Raw genomic sequence first — 18,110 nt, forward strand, 5'->3', positions numbered from 1 at the left:
TATATCAATAGTGTAGATATAAACAAATTATTTTGTTCTTATTTATATTAATCAGAATAAGCAAGCTTAGACTGTCAATACCACCTATTAATTAATCTTCTCATAATTATGGCATGCGATATAGTGCCCTTGTTCAACCTCTTTCCATTCTGGTTCTTCCACTTTACATTGTTCAGTTACATAAGGACATCGCGTACAAAAGCGACATCCACTTGGTGGATTTAAAGGACTTGGTATATCACCTTGTAATATAATTCTTTTATTTTCTCTTGCCTCTTTGGGATCCGGCACTGGAATGGCTGATATCAAACTTTTGGTATATGGATGCAAGCATTTCTTTACTATCGTATTACTATCTGCTAATTCAACCATTTTTCCAAGATACATAACACCAATTCGATCCGATATATGTTTTACAACAGATAAATCATGTGCAATAAACAGATAGGTTAACCCCATATCTGATTGTAAGTCCTCAAACATATTTACTACTTGCGCTTGTATAGATACATCAAGCGCAGATATTGGTTCATCACACACGATAAACTCTGGATTTACAGCAAGCGCTCTTGCAATTCCAACTCTTTGCCTTTGTCCACCTGAGAATTCATGAGGATATCTGTTGGCATGTTCAGAATTCAGTCCTACTTTTTCTAGCATAGAAAGAATCATTTCTGAACGTTGCTTTTTATCTGCCGCCAACTTATGTATATCAATTGCCTCGCCTACTATATCCCCCACCGTCATTCTTGGATCTAAACTTGCATACGGATCCTGGAAAACGATTTGCATCTTCCTTCTGTAAGGTAACATATTTACATGGATTTTCTGTTCACTATCAAATATTACATTATTATCATATATAATCTTGCCTTCAGTAGGCTCGTATAATCGTAGAATACTTCTACCTGTGGTCGTTTTACCGCATCCACTTTCTCCTACTAGGCCCAAGGTTTCTCCTTTGTTAATGTAGAACGATACATCATCTACTGCCTTAACAAATTTTTTATTTTTACCAACCCCTCCTGCTGGGAAGTACTGTTTCAAGTGTTTTACTTCTATTAACTTATTACTCACTTTGCTTCCTCCTCTACGTCCTTCAATACTACATTTTCTTTTATATTCATAAAGCAATATGAATAATGGTTATCATCGAAATAAGTAATTGGAGGCTTCTCACTTAAACATATGTTCATGCAGTTTTTACAACGAGGTGCAAAAGAGCAGCCACTTGGAGGATTTAATAAATCAACAGGATTTCCTTCAATTGGAATTAATCTCTCATGTTCATCACTATTAATTCTTGGGATACTCTCTAATAGTCCTTTTGTATACTCATGTTTTGGATTATAGAATATATCATCACATGTACCATACTCTATGATTTCTCCTGCATACATAACGGCAATTTTATCGCACATATTAGCTACAATTCCAAGATCATGTGTTATCATGATAATTGCCATTCCTAATTTTTCTTTTAGTTCCATCATTAACTCTAAGATTTGCGCTTGAATTGTTACATCTAAAGCTGTTGTTGGCTCATCGGCTATTAATAATTTGGGTTCACAAGCTAAGGCCATTGCAATCATAACACGCTGCCTCATACCACCTGATAGTTCATGTGGATATTGTTTCAATCGTTTTTGAGGCTCATTAATACCTACTAAAGTTAATAATTCAACTGCTCTTTCCTTGGCCTGACTTCTACTCTTCTCGGTATGTAGGCGAATTGCTTCTATAATTTGATTACCAATTGTATAAACTGGATTTAAACTTGTCATAGGATCTTGGAAAATGATTGCTACCTCTTTCCCTCTAATCAAAGACATTTGTTTTTCATTCATTTCATGTATTAAATGTCCATTAAACTCTACTGTTCCATCGATCAGCTTTCCTGGATGAGATGTTAATCCCATAAGGCTATATGCGGTTACTGATTTACCTGATCCACTTTCTCCTACGATTCCTAGTACCTCTCCTGGTTCCAAATGAAAAGATACATCATTTAACGCTTTTACTTCTCCTGCTGGTGTAAAGAAAGAAAGTCGTTCATGCTGAACATCTACTAAATATTTACTCATATTCTTTTTTCCTTTCTTCTAGTCTTTTAACTTAGGATCAAATGCATCTCTTAGACCATCACCTAATAAATTAAAGCTCAATATAATAAGACTAATTAGTATTGCTGGAATGAACAACAAATATGGATACGACTCCATACCGTTAATTGCATCACTTGCCAAGCTTCCCAAAGAAGGTAATGGCACTGCAACACCCAAACCTAGAAAACTTAAGAAGCTTTCTGTAAAAATAGAAGAAGGAATTTGTAATGTTGTTGTTACAATTAATGTACCAATGCAATTAGTTAATAGATGTTTACGAATAATTCGCCCACTACTTGCTCCTAATGCTCTTGCTGCTGTTATGTACTCACTCTCTTTTAACATTAAAATCTGGCTACGTACCATTCTTGCCATACCTACCCAGTAGAGTAATGCAAATACGATAAATATACTTATTAAATTGGATCCCACCGATTGCATCCAATGAAATCCTCTTACCGTAGATAACTTACTTAAAGGATCTTTAAGTGCGAACGAAAGCAAAACAATTAACAGTATATCTGGTATGGTATATATAATATCCACAATCCGCATCATAATTAAATCTGTCCATCCTCCGAAAAAAGCAGCGACAGAACCAAATATTGTACCAATAACAAAGATAATTGCTGTAGCAATCAATCCTACTAGTAATGATATTCTACTTCCCATCATTACACGAATGGCATAATCACGTCCCATTTTATCGGTTCCTAGTATATGCGGAAATACATTTTCTCCTGCGTCTATACGTTCCTGCTCTTTTTCAGAATATTGCATTGGCTTTAAGTTTTCCGAACCTTTTACCTGTGTTTTATAATCGTATGGATAAAAAGATGGTACAATAAAGGAACATATCATAATTAGAATAATTATAATTAAGCTGACTAACGCTACTTTATTTTTACATAATCTCTGTAAACCATCTTTCAAGAATCCAACGCTTTCTCTCATAACAACTTGACTTTTCTTGTCATCTTCAGAAGCTGGTAAAAAATCTTCTGGTTTATACTTTGCATGAAAGCTTACTGTTGTAGGGTTTTCTCTCATATCATTCTTCAATACGAATTAAATATTTCTCTTCTAATCGTATGTGACTCCTTTCTTAACTTCGATCTATTTTAAAGTAATTCTTGGATCTACTATTTTATAGATAATATCAACAATAACATTCATAAATACTAAAATTGTGGCTAGAAAAATTGTAGTTCCCATAATAACGGTATAATCACGATTTGTTATTGAACTAATGAATTCTCCGCCTAACCCTGGTATCGTAAATATCTTCTCAACTACGAAACTACCTGTAAGAGTATATGCAAGCATTGGTCCAATATATGTAACTACAGGAAGCAAACCATTTCTAAGTGCATGTTTGAACATCCTTAAAAAAGCTTTTACTCCTTTTGCTCTAGCTGTTCGTATATAATCCTGCCCAAGTACTTCAAGCATCGAGGATCTCATTAATCTCGTAATATATGCAGCTGGATAGAGACTTAATGATATAACCGGCATAATATAATTCTTCCATGATCCAATACCATACGTAGGTAACAATTTGAATTTACCTCCAAGAAAATATAACAGTACCGTACAGACTAGGAAACTTGGTATAGCAATGCCTGATGTTGATACAATGGAAATAATGTGATCTGTAACCTTTCCTCTCTTAGCTGCTGCTATACAACCAAGCGGGATTCCAATTATCAAGGAAACCAAAACCGCTATACCACCTACTTTTGCAGAAACAGGGAACTTAGAGAACATAATAGAAGATACCGTTCTTCCTCTCTGCTTTAAACTCTCTCCAAAATCTCCATGTAACGCATCTTTCATATAAGTTAAATATTGTTGTGATAGAGGCTTATCCAAACCGTACTTTTCTTCTAGTGCTTTTTGTGCCGTAGGGCTTACTGCTTTTTCGGATAAAAATGGGCCACCAGGAACCATATTCATTAGAAAAAACGTAAGTGTAGCTACTACAAAAATTGTTATTACTGCTAATCCTACGCGCTTCGTAATATACTTAACCATATCCTTCTCCTTTTTACCATTTTGTGTATATTTTCATAATTATATCACAACATCTAGAAAAAAAGTTAAAAAAAAGTAGATATTATTCAATATCTACTTTTTTACTCACAATTCATAATTTTATTAATTATATTTTGTTATATTAGTTAATTTTATTAATATTATTAGTATTACTTATGTCACTTTTTTAAATGGATTTACTTGAATATCATCTTAACTTTTGTAAAAGTAAGTGATTTACCTTTATCATATTTTGTATGTTTCATTTTACCTAACTTATTTATGTATCATCGCTTATTTATATAAAGTGTCCCTCTTATCATTCACTATATTCACATTATATACTCTGGCCTGATGTAAAAAGTAAGGTCCATTCTCTAAAGTAAAATCTATTGAAAATATTCTTTTTCCTTCTCGATAAACAATAATGTTATGGTTCTTTTTTTCAATCACCTTGTCCAAATCTGAAAACTTATATTGCTTTGTGATAAAAAAATAATTCCTGTAGTAAATAGTATCTTTATCAACTGTTATTCTCCAACTCATAACAAAGAAGGCAGTAGCAAAAACAAATTTCAGTGATCCCATTATTAAAATAATAATTGTCGTTACAATCATGTTTCTAATAACACCTTCCATATTTTTCCTTTTCACTGAGTAACATTATTATATTTTTATCAAAATGTTTTACTCATACAATAATGTTTTGTCTTCTACTTCTCCAACTTCTACCAGAAAAAGAGCTGCCCATACAATTATTCCCATCGACTGCCAAGGTGCAGATATCTACCCTATGACTTTATCTATGAGTAGATGACGCTTGCCGTAAGATGGATAATTACTTAATATAGTGCACTATATCCACATTATATACTCTGGCCTGATATATAAAATCTATTTTAGACCATATAATAAAATCTATTAGAAAGATCTTTTTCCCTTTTCGATAAGCAACAATGCTACCGCTCTTTTTATAAACCAGCTTGTCCAAATCCGAGAACTTATATTTCTTTGTGACAAAAAAGTAATTCCTATAGTAAATAGTATCTTTATCAACTGTTAATCTCCAACCCGTAATAGCCAAAAGCATAGCTAAATAAAGTAATACAAACATTCCAAAGAATATAACAGTGCCTAAATCTATTCCTTTACCTAGATCCCATCCTCCTACATATGTACCAATATTTATAACAAAAATAATTCCAAAAAATATTCCCCCTATTATGGGTATTAATCTTATTTTATGCCCAACTTCGAGCACAAATCTATCTTCTATTGGCTTTCTATTTTCTATTGGCTTTCTATCTTCTTTTGGCTTTCTATCTTCTTTTGGCTTTCTATCTTCTATTGGTTCTTCTTCTCCTTCTTCTAAAAAGTTGCTTTTACCACTTTCTACTTCGCTTACTTTTTTTCTGTTCGAATTGGTTTTAGTCAGTCGTACTATTATAATAGGAACGACCACCCATATAATTATATTACTAATAATATTTTCCATATTACTCCTTTTCGAAAAATGATATTTTGTATTATTTTTAGGATCTCTTACTTATCGTAACAATATCCCTATTTATAGCTTCTCCTGCTTTATAACATATTTTGTAGATGTATACATTCAAATATTTAACTTTCAAAAAGCAAAACCTTTGAATGTAATCAATCCTTAATCTTAAAACATTAGATTCTTTCTCTAACTAGGTAATCCGCAACTAGACTGCTCGTTTGCACCACCTATAATCCAATCTGCTGTTCCGCCGAAAGCATCTTTAATTCCCTCGCTTAGAGCCAAATTACCTACAATAAACTTAAGTTCAGCAACCTTTCTTCCCAAGCTAGCACTTAATTTCTTTTTTACCTTATCCCTTGCTACTCCAGGAATCTTGTTATCAAGTTCCTTTATTGCCCTTATTAAAAATTCACCTCTTTTCGACATATCTGTGCTTACATATTTCCCTATTTGTTTTGAAGCTACATTTACTGCTGCATCTGTAGCTACACCTACGGTCAGGGTAGTTCCAATGCTAATTACACCAGTTTCAATTACTTTTGAAACATCAACATCTTTAATATCTTTTCCATCTACAATAACTTGCTCAGCAACATCACCAGCCATATCTACAACGGCGCCTGAAGCTGCTTGCACAACAATTCCCACACCACTTCCTGCTATTGCTCCTTTGACGGCTCCTTTGGCTGCTTCTATTCCTACTTTTTTGTAATCAACACTACCAAAACTTTCACCTATACTCTTTCCTGATTTCACACCATCAACAACTTGTGTTGTAACAGAAACAGCTGCAGAAACTATTCCACCAACTGCTGCACCGATTAAAGCAGTCAACCATTCTCCGTCATCATCTTCAAAATCCTCTGGTTTATTACAACAATATGAATACCTATTTAAGGTTACAGGTTGATAAATGAATCCCCTCACTCTATCTTCACTGCTAAATCTACCTAATCTAGGTTCATACATTCTGGCTTGAGCATAATACATATCACACTCATCATATTGGTAGCCCGTATATCCAAACGGTTGTTCAGAAAAATCATTCGTAGGTGATAGTCCAAATTCGTCATAACTAAAGTGTTGCATTGTCCTATCTCCAGACAGAATTGTTGGACTACCATGATCGTCAGACATATAATATGACATATAATCATTCGATTTCATTCCCATAACTTTTCCGTCATAATAAAACAATTGTTGGATCTGGTTTGTACTATCTTTTCTTCCAAGTATATTATTGCTTTTTCGTGTCAAATCTAAGGTATATCTTACATCATTCCACCTACCATCACCTGTTGCTTTTGTTCCAATTCTTTTTCCCAATCCATTATAGTAGTATGAAATGGTTTTTGTTTTTTCTGATTTTGAGCTCATATTCACTTGGCTCATTCTATTAGCTGAGTCATATATAAATTCTTTAATAATTCTGCTATCTTTATAGATCTTGTTCAAATTTCCTCTTCTGTCATAATCATATGAGTTCTCAGAAATTCCATTATTCTCACTTATTAACTGATTATTTGTATTATATATGTACTTTGTTTCTAATTCATGAACGAAATCCTTCATCTGAATGCGATTACCAAACGCATCATATTCGTAACCACGTTGATCAACGCCATCTTTACTAACCATCGTAAGTCTGTTTAATCCGTCATATCGGTAATCGTACACACCGTTATCTTCTAGCTTATTTAGACGCTTCTTTATTGATTGTATCTTGTTCCCAGCTAAGTCATACTTATACACATATGACTCCACTATTTCCTGATTAGATGAATTAGTTATTTCACTAATTCTTCCAAATTCATTATACTTATATTCTGTCTTTAGTCCATTTGGCATTAATCTTGCAATAAATCGCCCCAATTTATCGTATTGATATTCCGTCTTTTCTTTCCCATCATGCATCTGTACAAGTTGATTTGCATTATTATATGTATAAGGTACGCACTCTCCATCTGGATAAATAAGTTTCTTCTTCTCTCCCATGCTTCCCCATTCATATTGAACAGTTTCACCATATGGATCAGTTACACTAAGCGGCATACCCTTTTGATCTACCTTAATTGATGTTGTACCTATCCAATCAGTAATGGATTCTAACTGTTTTAACATATTGTATGAGAAATTCATCTTACGTTTATCCGCATATACGATTTCATCTATTTCTCCAACGGAATCATAATGATACTTTGTTTCATATCTGTCTTGATCAATTTTGGAGAGTAAATGTCCACATCTATCGTATATATACTCTTCTACATCTCCAAGCGGATTCTTGATTTTCTTAATATTACCAAGGAAATCCCACTCAAATTCTGTTTCCTGTATAGATTCCTTTCCCTTTTTGGTGATGCTCTTAACGTTCCCTACTGAATCATAGGTATATACAGTTTCAAACAAGTTAGGATCCACTACTTTAATTAAATTACCATTTGGCGAATACTCATAACTAGTAACTTTGTTGTTTTCATCTGTATCTGATGTCATATTTCCAAGCTTATCGTAAGTATACTTTTTTTCACCTCCAGCTGCGTTTATAACTTTTACTACACGATTCATACAATCATACTCAATTGATATTTGTTCACCCAATACATTTTTTCTTGCTGTTAAATTACCATTAGCATCATAGCTATATTCTTCTTGCAATCCATTAGGCTCTCTATAACTTCTTAATCTTCCTACTTCATCATAGGTATATATTGTTTCCCCACCGTTTGGATAAACAATTCTTTTTACCTTATCATTTAGTGTATGTTCAAAAGAAGTAGTATAACCTCTTTCATCTGTATAACTAGTTTTATTTCCCATATCATCATAGGTGAATGATATTGTATTTCCCAACGCATCATGAATTTGTACTAAGTTACCATCTAAGTCATATTCATATCTTGTTTTTGCACCATTAGCTTCCATAGCACAAATCAACATATTTTCTGAGTTATACTCAAATCTTGTATCATTATCCTCAGGATCAGTCATAGCAATTCTATTACCTACTGCATCATATGTATATTTAATTTCACCTTTTTGAGGTAATACCACCTTGGCTAAATTATTATCTAGGTCATATTCGTATTCTCGAATACCATTGTCAGGGGTCTTTTTTTCTGAAACATTCCACATTTTATCATATGAATAATAGGTTGTATTTCCTTCTTTATCCGTCTCCGAAATACGTCTTCCGCTAGTATCATACTCTATAGAAACAGTATATCCGTCATAATCAACTATTTCAATTGGCTTACCATTTGAATTATATGTATATGTCTTTGAATTACCTTCTGCATTAACAGTTTTAATAACTCGATTAGCGTTATCATAACAATAAGTTATCTCATTATTGTTTGCATCCTTTGTAGATATTACTCTATTTAGCGCATCGTAAGAATAAGTAATAGTTTGTTCTAATCCGTTAGTTATTGAGGTTAGATTACCTTTTGCATCGTATGAATAATATTTTTCTTCTACATCATTAACTATTTCTTTTTCCGGTCTTCCCTCCGCATTATAAAATATTTCAGCTTTATTTCCAAGAGCATCTTCCGTGTATATCAAATTGCCTTTCTTGTCATAACTATTCTTAAGTCTAAGCTTTCCATTTATACTTATGTTGGTTAATCTGTTATCACTATCATATGTAGTATTTATCCGCCTCTTACTAGAATCGATAACTTGAGTCATATTTCCTCGGTTATCATATGCCATTCTTGTTGTATAACCATTTCTATTCGTTCGGCTTACACACTGATTACGTTCATTATATATAAAAAGCTCTTTCGTATTATCTCCGTATATAATCTCGGTATTTCTGTATTTATCATCATGGACGTAAATAGTTCTACTTCCGTTACGCTCTGTCTGTATAACTTGCATTAAATCATCATTATACTCAAACTCCATTTTCCCACCATCAGGGAAATTTTGTTGTGTAACTCTAAATCTGTCATCATAATCATTATGTACGCTAATGACATCTTGACTATTTACTATCTCTGTTATTCTACCATTCATTGCATACTTGTATGATAAGAAAATACCTTCTGGCATTGTCACTGATTTAAGATATTTATTATCATAATCAAATATAATTTCTCTACCTGTTGCATCTTCTACTTTTTCAATATATCCATCGCTATTATATGAAAATATAAAATAATCTCCATTATCAGATATAGCCTTTATCATCATTGCTTTATATCTGAAGTATCTATTCCCAAACCAAAAGCCTGATCCAATCCAATGACTAGTTCTCTTGTTGTAATATCCAACGGAATCTCTAACTCAACAGATATATTTCTTTTTAATATGTTGAAAATAATAACTATCTTATTTTCCATGCTCCCTCCTATATTACTAAGAATGACACCTTACGAATTCCAGCTTTCTGACATAATTCTTCGCATTTTACAGTTCCATTCACATCAAACTCTTCTACATATTCATTTACCGTAAACTTAATTATCATATCAGGTGAAATCAATGCGTTATAATTTTCTTTATCAAATCTATTACAAACAAATAGATATTTATCTGGATTCGTACAATTTATATTTGATATCAATCCATTTGTGCTATGTACTGAATTAACACTCTGACCTGTCACAATTATCACCTTATCAGCAATATCTAACAATCTTGTCTTGTCTTCATCAAATGTACTCTCTGCATCAACTACTATAAAGTCATAATCATTACTTTTTTTTGCGGACAAAGCAATTTGTTCATATATAGAATATTTTAATCCTACAGATATGAGTGCTGCTTTAAATGCCGGAAGATAACTAAATATTTCTTTTCTAATAACATGCTTAATCTCTGAATAAATATTTTCACTCGAATTTGATAATTTAGTATATACTTCCGGTGATGATATGGTTGTTTGATTATCGAGCATATGCTGAAATAACTGCAAGCGACTGGCATTTATATACAATACCCGCTTGTAATTTTTTGTGAGATATGCACTAATTCCCATTGCCACTGTTGTCTTTCCAACTCCACCATTTGCCGATGTTACAAGGATTATCTGAGTTTCATTTTTTTCTTTACTTTCAACATTCAGTGCCTCCGCACTTTTACCAACTATCTCGTTAAATACTTCTTTAATACTCGTATATTTAAATAATCGTACTACATTAGGTTCAGCAGTATCCCCATCTTCATATTGTTCCATCATAATGAAGATATTTGCAATATTATGTCTTTGTAATGATGAATCATATAACAAATCTGATATAATTAGAATTTCTGCCTTTTGTGGCTTGGTAAATAATTTTTCAAAATACTCTTTATCTGTTATAATTTCCAAATCTATTTGATCGAAGAATTCCTTCACAAACTTAAGTTGTAATGGTACTATGTAACTTGCGTCCGTATCTGCAATTATTACTCTAGGTCTTGCCATAGATACACCTTCCTTATTTCTAAACTATCAAAAAATCGCTATCAGCTAAACGAATAGTATCACCTCTTTTTATCTGACACTGCTGATATGGAACAATACGTGTTCTGTTTATATAAGTTCCGTTCACACTGCCTTCATCTGAAATGTAAAAAACGCCATTACGTCTTGTGATTTTACAATGCTTTCTACTAATCATCTTATTAAATGGAATCACTGCATCCACAATCTCTGCTTTCTTTCCAATAATAAGTTCTTCTCTATCCATAATGATTTCAAAATACTTAGGCACATCCATTGCAACAATACGAATACTATTACCAACAATTGTAGGATTATCCCCGTTTCCTTGTTTCTGCTTAATAATTTGTTTTGTTCCTGCACCTCTCAACTTATTGTAAACATCTTCTAATTCCAAAGAACCATTACATAAATCCATTACAAGCTGTTCTATCCTGTCATTTGCGGTTGTCACCACCTTATTAATAAGTTTCACAAGACTGGAGCGAAGTTCACTTTCAAACTCTGCATAGCCATCAAATATTTTTTCATTAATTGGAAAATATACTAATTTAACCTTCAATGTACTTACATCCAAAAAAATACTATCCCATGACAAATCAATATTCTGGCAAGTTAGAAAGCCATTATTTCGAACTTCTATAACATTTTCAAGAAGGTTTACAACTATAGTAATAAAGGTATCTGGCGTAATTCCTGTAAAGATAGAGGACATTGGACGGTAATCATCAGTTACATAATATAATTCCATTTTCCCGTTATATAGCATCTTCATACACTGAACAAATATTCCACTTGTTTGACTTTGTAAAACCTTATAATCTGTATTTATAAAATGTGCATTATTCTCCAATACATAGCCGAGATTGTTACCACTTTCTATTTCCAAGAGAATTCCCTTATCCTTCAATGTATACATAAAACTACCTTCCTTCCTAAACAACTGTTTATTACAAGTAAAACCTTATACCTATAAAGTGTTGCTTCTGATAAACAGCCCTAAGGTTTCTTTATATAGCACAGCAATTTCAATTGCTGTTTCTCCGTTCATAATCCACTGATATATTGCGTATAATATCAGATTCTAAATAATTCCACAAATTAACATATATAAGAATACCATAACAAGAATATTTTTGTCAATAAATGTATTATATAGTCATCCTAATTGACTATAACAAAAAAGTTTTGCACTAAACATAAAATTCTACTTTTACAAAAAACTTTACCTCACAAAGCAGTATCTAGAGTATTATAATAACGATAGGTATCAATGGGGATTAAAAAAGATGACTCCGAAACAATATCGAAGTCATCTTCTAAAAGGAGCTGCTTAACCCCTTTTACTTATATCCCTTTATTTTTATAATTAAGTTTTGTAATATTACCTGATTTCATTAATATTACTTATTCATTATTTTTTTTATTGCCTTTATTGCAATATCGTTTTGACCTTCATAAAAAGAAAGTAATTTACCTTCATCCTCTTCAGAGTCATTCATCTTTCCTAACATAATAAAGAATACATAATCCCCAACTGTCACAACTTTTGATGCTTTTACTTTAGGCATATTCATCGGATATTGGAGCACTTCTTCCTCAAGGTACTTTTTGTATTTTACTAACACTTGTTTCACTTCGTCTTTCTTACCAGCTGCTGGTTTGACAGCTATGAATCGATCTACGCTAGTACTCATTAATGGTACTTCTGCTATTACATCATCATATAGATTGGATTTTAATCCAACAATTTCAGAAAGCTCATCCTTTGACATAGATACTTTTGCTCTATAATTATCACCATACGCTTCTTTTACTGCTGTATGAATAGATTCTAATTCGCTCTTAGTTGACTTTTTCTTAACTGTTACTGTACAAGTTAACTTCTTATTATCAACTTTTGCTGTGATTGTTGCCTTACCTGCTGCCACTCCTTTTACTTTACCAGATGAAGTAACACTTGCAACTTTGTTATTACTTGAAGACCAAGAAACTTTTTGTGTGTTTCCGTTTAACTTTAAGGTAAAACTGCTTCCCGCTGATACTGTTTTAGACTTCGAACTGATAGAAACATTTTCAACCTTAACGTTACAAGTATATTTTTTTCCAGATACAGTAGCATATACTTTTGTAGAACCTTTTTTGATTCCTTTAACATATCCTTTATTATCAACTGTTGCAATCGATTTGTTTGCAGATTTCCAAGTAACTTTTGCTTTTGTTCCTTTAACTTTTAATTGCTCTTTTCCACCTTTTATTACCTTAATCAAGGTCTTATCCAAAGCAGTTGCTGCTTTTGTTACCTGCCCTGTTGGCGCAAGTATAGAAACAACCATAATTAAGCATAATAAGATGCTAATTCTTCTTACATTTTTCTTCTTTGGGTTCATTATATTTCTCCTTGGTTATTCGCATATTTTCATCTTATATAATTAATATGTATTAATTGGTACTATTATATCAATGTGACGATTATAGTGTCAATACGAAAAACTACTTACAGTTGACAATATAGAATGTTCTATGTTATAGTTTTTGTATTAAATTTGAAAGGATGGTGTTGTATGTTAACGGTTTATAAAATGGTGATTACGAATTAAATAGTAATGATGAGACGATTGCAGATTCCTGCTCGTACTCTGCCCTTTTATAGAGCCACATACAATATCTTTTAATATTACTTGTTTGACAAGATAAGGTTGAGAGTGTGTCTTTCAATCTTTTTTTGTACCTTTTTTTATCTTGTATGTAACGCACTAGCTGCATGTCTTTCGCATGATTTAGGACTTTGCGTTTGGAAAATAAGCGCGCTGAATCTGTAGGGTTCTTATTATACTCAACATACGTAAACCCCAAGAATATAAAACTAATTAATCATATTAAAAAGAAAAGAATGATTATGAAATGAATACTAATATAATAAAAGCACTTGACTCTAACCTATTAACTCTAGAATTTGATAAGATCATATCAACGCTAACAGAATATGCAGTAAGTGACTCTGCCAAAGAACAACTATCCTCCCTACGCCCTTATCTAAGAGAGGATGACGCTCGTCGTAAAATGGAAGAGACAACAGAAGGTAGAAAACTCTACGATTACCTAGGTAATCCTCCATTATCAACCATGCAAAACTTGAAAGATATCTTACTACTATGTGAGCAGGATGGCGTTCTATTACCAGAACAACTTACTATAATTATTCAATTTATAACAAGTTGCAAACGTCTAAAACGCTACCTAGAACGTGGCAATGACCTACAACTTACACTAACTTCCTATGCTTATTCCATTGATACACTTGATGCTTTGTATGAGGAACTGAATAAATCAATATACAATAACCAAGTAGATGATAGTGCATCCACGGACTTAAGAAATATTAGACGAAAGATTGAAAATTCACAAGTTACCATTAAGCAGAAATTAGAGTCACTACTACGTAGTAAACGCGAATACTTTACAGACTCCTATGTATCTACTAGAAATGGACACTCTGTACTTCCTGTGAAAAAAGAATACAAACATCAAGTTAGTGGAAGTGTTATTGATATGTCAGCCACAGGATCAACTTACTTTATTGAGCCAACTATTGTATCCAAACTTCAAGAAGAAATCAGTACCCTTCGTATTATGGAAGACAATGAAATCCGTAAGATTCTTTATATTCTTACTTCTTTTGTAACAGATTCAATAGAAGCATTGCGTACCAATATGGAAGTTATGACAAGCCTTGACGTTATCTTTGCAAAAGCCAAATTAAGTGCTGACTTAGATGCTCATGAAGTAACTATAACAACCAATCATACTATTCGTATTGAAGAAGGAAGACATCCACTACTAAATCAAAGCGAATGTGTTCCACTTACCTTTCATATGGATGAGAATACAACAGGTATCGTTATCACTGGCCCGAATACCGGTGGTAAGACAGTCGCTCTAAAAACAGTTGGACTGCTATCAACAATGGCTCAATGTGGGCTTCACATTCCAGCTAAAAATACTAGTGTAATCGCGATGCACAATATGGTTTTATGTGATATTGGAGATGGTCAAAGTATTACTCATAATCTATCCACCTTCTCATCTCATATTACAAATGTTATCCACATCATACAGGAAGCTTCTGTGGAAAGTCTCGTATTATTAGATGAACTAGGTTCAGGAACAGATCCCGCCGAAGGAATGGGAATTGCTATATCCATATTAGAGGAACTTCGCTCCATCCCATGTAGATTTATTGCTACTACTCATTACCCAGAAGTAAAGGAGTATGTAGCCCAAACAGAAGGATTAATAAATGCCAGAATGGCATTTGATCGTGAAAGTTTACGTCCATTGTATCAATTAATAATTGGTGAAGCTGGTGAAAGTTGTGCCTTATATATAGCCAAACGGCTTGGATTACCAGACCATATGTTAAATATAGCAAGGCACTATGCTTATAAAGAAAAGACAGTGAATGAACTACCCCAAAAACAAATGAATCAAACACCTCGAACTAATAATTCATCTCCCCTAGTAAAAACCAAACCTAAGAATCAAGATAAGACAAAAGCAAAGACATACCATATAGGTGATAGTGTTATCGTATATCCTCAAAAGATTCTAGGAATTGTATATGAACCACATCCAACTAATCAAGGTGAGATTGGCGTACAAATTCGTGGTAAGAAACAACTGATTAACCATAAGCGTATTAAATTAAAAACACCCGCTACCGAGTTATATCCAGCTGACTATGATTTTTCTATTCTATTCGATAGCGTAGAACTTAGAAAAACCCGTCATCAAACAAATCGTATGTATCGAAAGAATACAACTGTTAATATTGATTAAAAGAAGAGTCATAAAGGGATTGTAGCTAAATAGCAACAATCCCTTTTACTCTATAAATCAACCTTTATATCTAACCTCTTTGATATCATATGTAAGCTTCTTTGACAGGCTGAACAATTCATCCTCTGATAGAAAACCTACTGCTCCTCCATTATCACCAATTTTATAAGATGCAAAAGTCACTGCATATTTGATTGCCTCAATCTCATCCAGCCCTTTAATATAACAATGTAAAAAGGAACTAAAAAGTGAATCTCCAGCGCCAACCGTATTAATAACATTTCTAGTAGTAACTGCACCTATATGAATAATTCTATCTTTCTCTCTACTATATAACAAAGCTCCCTTTTTTCCCAACCCTATAACAATTATCTTTATATTATATCTATTTTTTAACTCTATAATAAATTCTTCTGGAGAACTTGGTATATTTTCATCACTTAAGAATAAGATATCTGCTGCCTCCATGAATTCTTTATTATACTCATCTTCTATATCTCCTAGTACATGTACATCCGTTGCAATTAAGACATTCCTTTTCTTTGCTTCTTGTAATAGTGATCTAGAGAAATTAATATTACAAGCACACAGTAAATCTGCATGTTCTAACTCTTCAATCCCGTCATCCATCTGATAGCTATGTTCCTGTACATCCTTCAAGTCGCAATAACACTGTCTTCTTCCACTTGCCTCATAGAGTATTACAGATTGTGGTGTTTTCTTTAATTCTTTTTTGATTCCTTTCGTCTCAATCCCATAAGAGTTAAATTCACGCTCTATCCGATCTCCTTCCTCATCCTCTCCAATGAATGATATCACAGAAACGTTATCACCTAACTTCTGAAATGCTCTTGCCAAGTTATAGCCGACTCCTGAAACTCCTGTACTAACCCCATCTGTTGAGAAATCAATTGGATAATATGGTATTGGGAATTCACGCACTTTAACTGTTGTTTCCACATTCACAAGACCTGAAATTATAACTTTACCCATATTTATACCTCCTCTTTTATTATCTATTTTCAAGCATGGTTCCAATAGTAATTGATTCATCAAACACAAAGTTTTTCTTTTCTTTTAATCGTAATAGATAAATATCATTATGGATGTGCTCTGATATAATAGATACCATTAAACTGTTCTTAGTAACCGTACCAAGAAATTCTGGTCGGTCCTTGTAAGCATCTGCAACTAAAGTTACGTTCATATCCGTAACAAGCATCATTCTTGTTGGATATCCCTCAACGCATTCTCCCCTATGATGTGAGTAGAACTCAATATTAAGACCACTAGTATTTAGATTAGCAAAAGAGAATACAATAATACGTACACCACGTTCATTAAGGATCTTAAACTCCTTCTCAAACAAATGTAGGGAAAAATCAGTATTCAAATATACCTCTTTTTCCGCTTGTAATAATAGCTCTCTCGCTTTGTCAACAACATTATCATATCCCTTTATATTAAAGAACTGCTCTTCCCCTGATTCTTTGGCAATGTTCTTTAATTTAAATTGTGCCACATCCGCATTCTCAGAAAATTGACGTTTTAATTTAGGTATCAAAGTATCTGGATTTTCAGCCTTATATACTAGCGGTTCTCCTGGTAATAACATCAGAATTCCTCTCTCATGCATACTATCAAGCACGGAATATACACTTGATCTTGATATATGTATCTTCTTGGCTATTTGATATCCAGTTAATTCTCCCCCCTCAAGTAAGGTTATATAAATCTGTGCTTCTAATTTTGTAAAATGTAAATTACATAGATAGGTTATTAAATCTTCCAAAATATATCCTCCAAAAAATAATAGTGGTATAAATTATACTACTATTATAAGACGATTTATATATTTGTCAATTTATTTATTAATATTTCTTATTATAACTCTATTTTTGATTTAAAAATTCCTTAGTCTAATATTACGGTCTCTTCTATAACCTCAATAGATAACACATAACTATAAATCAATGTATGATTCATAAAATTCCTTCTACAATAAAAAAAGCGCAACGTAATAACGAAGCGCATAGGAGATTTGTATTCTTAATGCAATATTAAAATTTATTACAAATTAAAATCTTAAACAATATGAAAACTAAAACAATATGAAAACCTAATACAATATGAAAAATTGAGATTTGACTCCAAAACATGAAAATCCGCTAATGAAAATAATAAAGTAATTTGT

Annotated in this window: 15 protein-coding genes; 2 read left to right on the plus strand and 13 right to left on the minus strand. The window is 32.7% G+C overall.

Translation table 11 applies throughout. The features are described 5' to 3' along the window. Nucleotides 1-87 precede the first annotated feature (87 nt). The 10 genes from ACW2QF_RS00270 to ACW2QF_RS00315 all read right to left on the minus strand — a co-directional run bounded on the left by ACW2QF_RS00270 (nt 88) and on the right by ACW2QF_RS00315 (nt 11,996). A complete protein-coding gene (locus ACW2QF_RS00270; RefSeq protein WP_455713982.1) occupies nt 88-1,077 on the minus strand; it encodes an ABC transporter ATP-binding protein in 990 nt (329 codons plus the stop codon). Next, a complete protein-coding gene (locus ACW2QF_RS00275) occupies nt 1,074-2,084 on the minus strand; it encodes an ABC transporter ATP-binding protein (protein WP_455713983.1) in 1,011 nt (336 codons plus the stop codon). The genes ACW2QF_RS00270 and ACW2QF_RS00275 overlap by 4 nt, the downstream gene beginning before the upstream one ends. A gap of 18 nt (nt 2,085-2,102) precedes the next feature. Beyond that, entirely contained in the window at nt 2,103-3,155 is a 1,053-nt protein-coding gene (locus ACW2QF_RS00280) for an ABC transporter permease (protein WP_455713984.1), read from the minus strand. 66 nt (nt 3,156-3,221) lie between these two features. Continuing rightward, entirely contained in the window at nt 3,222-4,139 is a 918-nt protein-coding gene (locus ACW2QF_RS00285) for an ABC transporter permease (protein WP_455713985.1), read from the minus strand. Between the two features lie 294 nt (nt 4,140-4,433). Then, the gene (locus ACW2QF_RS00290; RefSeq protein ID WP_455713986.1) at nt 4,434-4,778 is read right to left on the minus strand and encodes a DUF6560 family protein; all 345 of its coding nucleotides are present in this window, start codon (nt 4,776-4,778) and stop codon (nt 4,434-4,436) included. 199 nt (nt 4,779-4,977) lie between these two features. Next, nucleotides 4,978-5,634, minus strand: a complete 657-nt coding sequence (locus tag ACW2QF_RS00295; RefSeq protein WP_455713987.1) for a DUF6560 family protein — start codon at nt 5,632-5,634, stop codon at nt 4,978-4,980. Nucleotides 5,635-5,826: 192 nt separating this feature from the next. Further along, complete coding sequence (locus ACW2QF_RS00300; RefSeq protein ID WP_455713988.1) at nt 5,827-9,843, minus strand: RHS repeat-associated core domain-containing protein; 4,017 nt, start codon at nt 9,841-9,843, stop codon at nt 5,827-5,829. After that, entirely contained in the window at nt 9,840-9,992 is a 153-nt protein-coding gene (locus ACW2QF_RS00305) for a hypothetical protein (protein ID WP_455713989.1), read from the minus strand. Before ACW2QF_RS00305 ends, ACW2QF_RS00300 begins: the two co-directional genes overlap by 4 nt. A gap of 8 nt (nt 9,993-10,000) precedes the next feature. Next, nucleotides 10,001-11,059 (minus strand): AAA family ATPase, encoded by a 1,059-nt coding sequence (locus tag ACW2QF_RS00310; protein ID WP_455713990.1) that lies wholly within the window; start codon nt 11,057-11,059, stop codon nt 10,001-10,003. Nucleotides 11,060-11,078: 19 nt separating this feature from the next. Further along, on the minus strand, nt 11,079-11,996 hold the full coding sequence (locus ACW2QF_RS00315; protein ID WP_455713991.1) for an FHA domain-containing protein: 918 nt from the start codon (nt 11,994-11,996) through the stop codon (nt 11,079-11,081). A 280-nt stretch (nt 11,997-12,276) separates the two neighbouring features. Between ACW2QF_RS00315 and ACW2QF_RS00320 the strand changes: the two genes are divergently transcribed. Continuing rightward, nucleotides 12,277-12,414 (plus strand): IS3 family transposase, encoded by a 138-nt coding sequence (locus ACW2QF_RS00320; protein WP_455713997.1) that lies wholly within the window; start codon nt 12,277-12,279, stop codon nt 12,412-12,414. Nucleotides 12,415-12,480: 66 nt separating this feature from the next. Here ACW2QF_RS00320 and ACW2QF_RS00325 read toward each other — a convergent pair whose 3' ends face one another. After that, nucleotides 12,481-13,467, minus strand: a complete 987-nt coding sequence (locus tag ACW2QF_RS00325) for an Ig-like domain-containing protein (protein WP_455713992.1) — start codon at nt 13,465-13,467, stop codon at nt 12,481-12,483. A 514-nt stretch (nt 13,468-13,981) separates the two neighbouring features. On the opposite strand from ACW2QF_RS00325, the gene ACW2QF_RS00330 reads away from it, so the two are divergent. After that, nucleotides 13,982-15,916 carry an endonuclease MutS2 gene (locus ACW2QF_RS00330; protein ID WP_455713993.1) on the plus strand — a complete coding sequence of 645 codons (1,935 nt, stop codon included), beginning with the start codon at nt 13,982-13,984 and terminating at the stop codon, nt 15,914-15,916. 57 nt (nt 15,917-15,973) lie between these two features. Here ACW2QF_RS00330 and ACW2QF_RS00335 read toward each other — a convergent pair whose 3' ends face one another. Beyond that, nucleotides 15,974-16,909, minus strand: a complete 936-nt coding sequence (locus tag ACW2QF_RS00335; protein ID WP_455713994.1) for a carbohydrate kinase family protein — start codon at nt 16,907-16,909, stop codon at nt 15,974-15,976. Nucleotides 16,910-16,928: 19 nt separating this feature from the next. After that, nucleotides 16,929-17,708, minus strand: a complete 780-nt coding sequence (locus ACW2QF_RS00340; protein ID WP_455713995.1) for a TrmB family transcriptional regulator — start codon at nt 17,706-17,708, stop codon at nt 16,929-16,931. Nucleotides 17,709-18,110: the final 402 nt, after the last annotated feature.

The sequence above is a fragment of the Anaerosporobacter sp. genome (assembly GCF_965301125.1).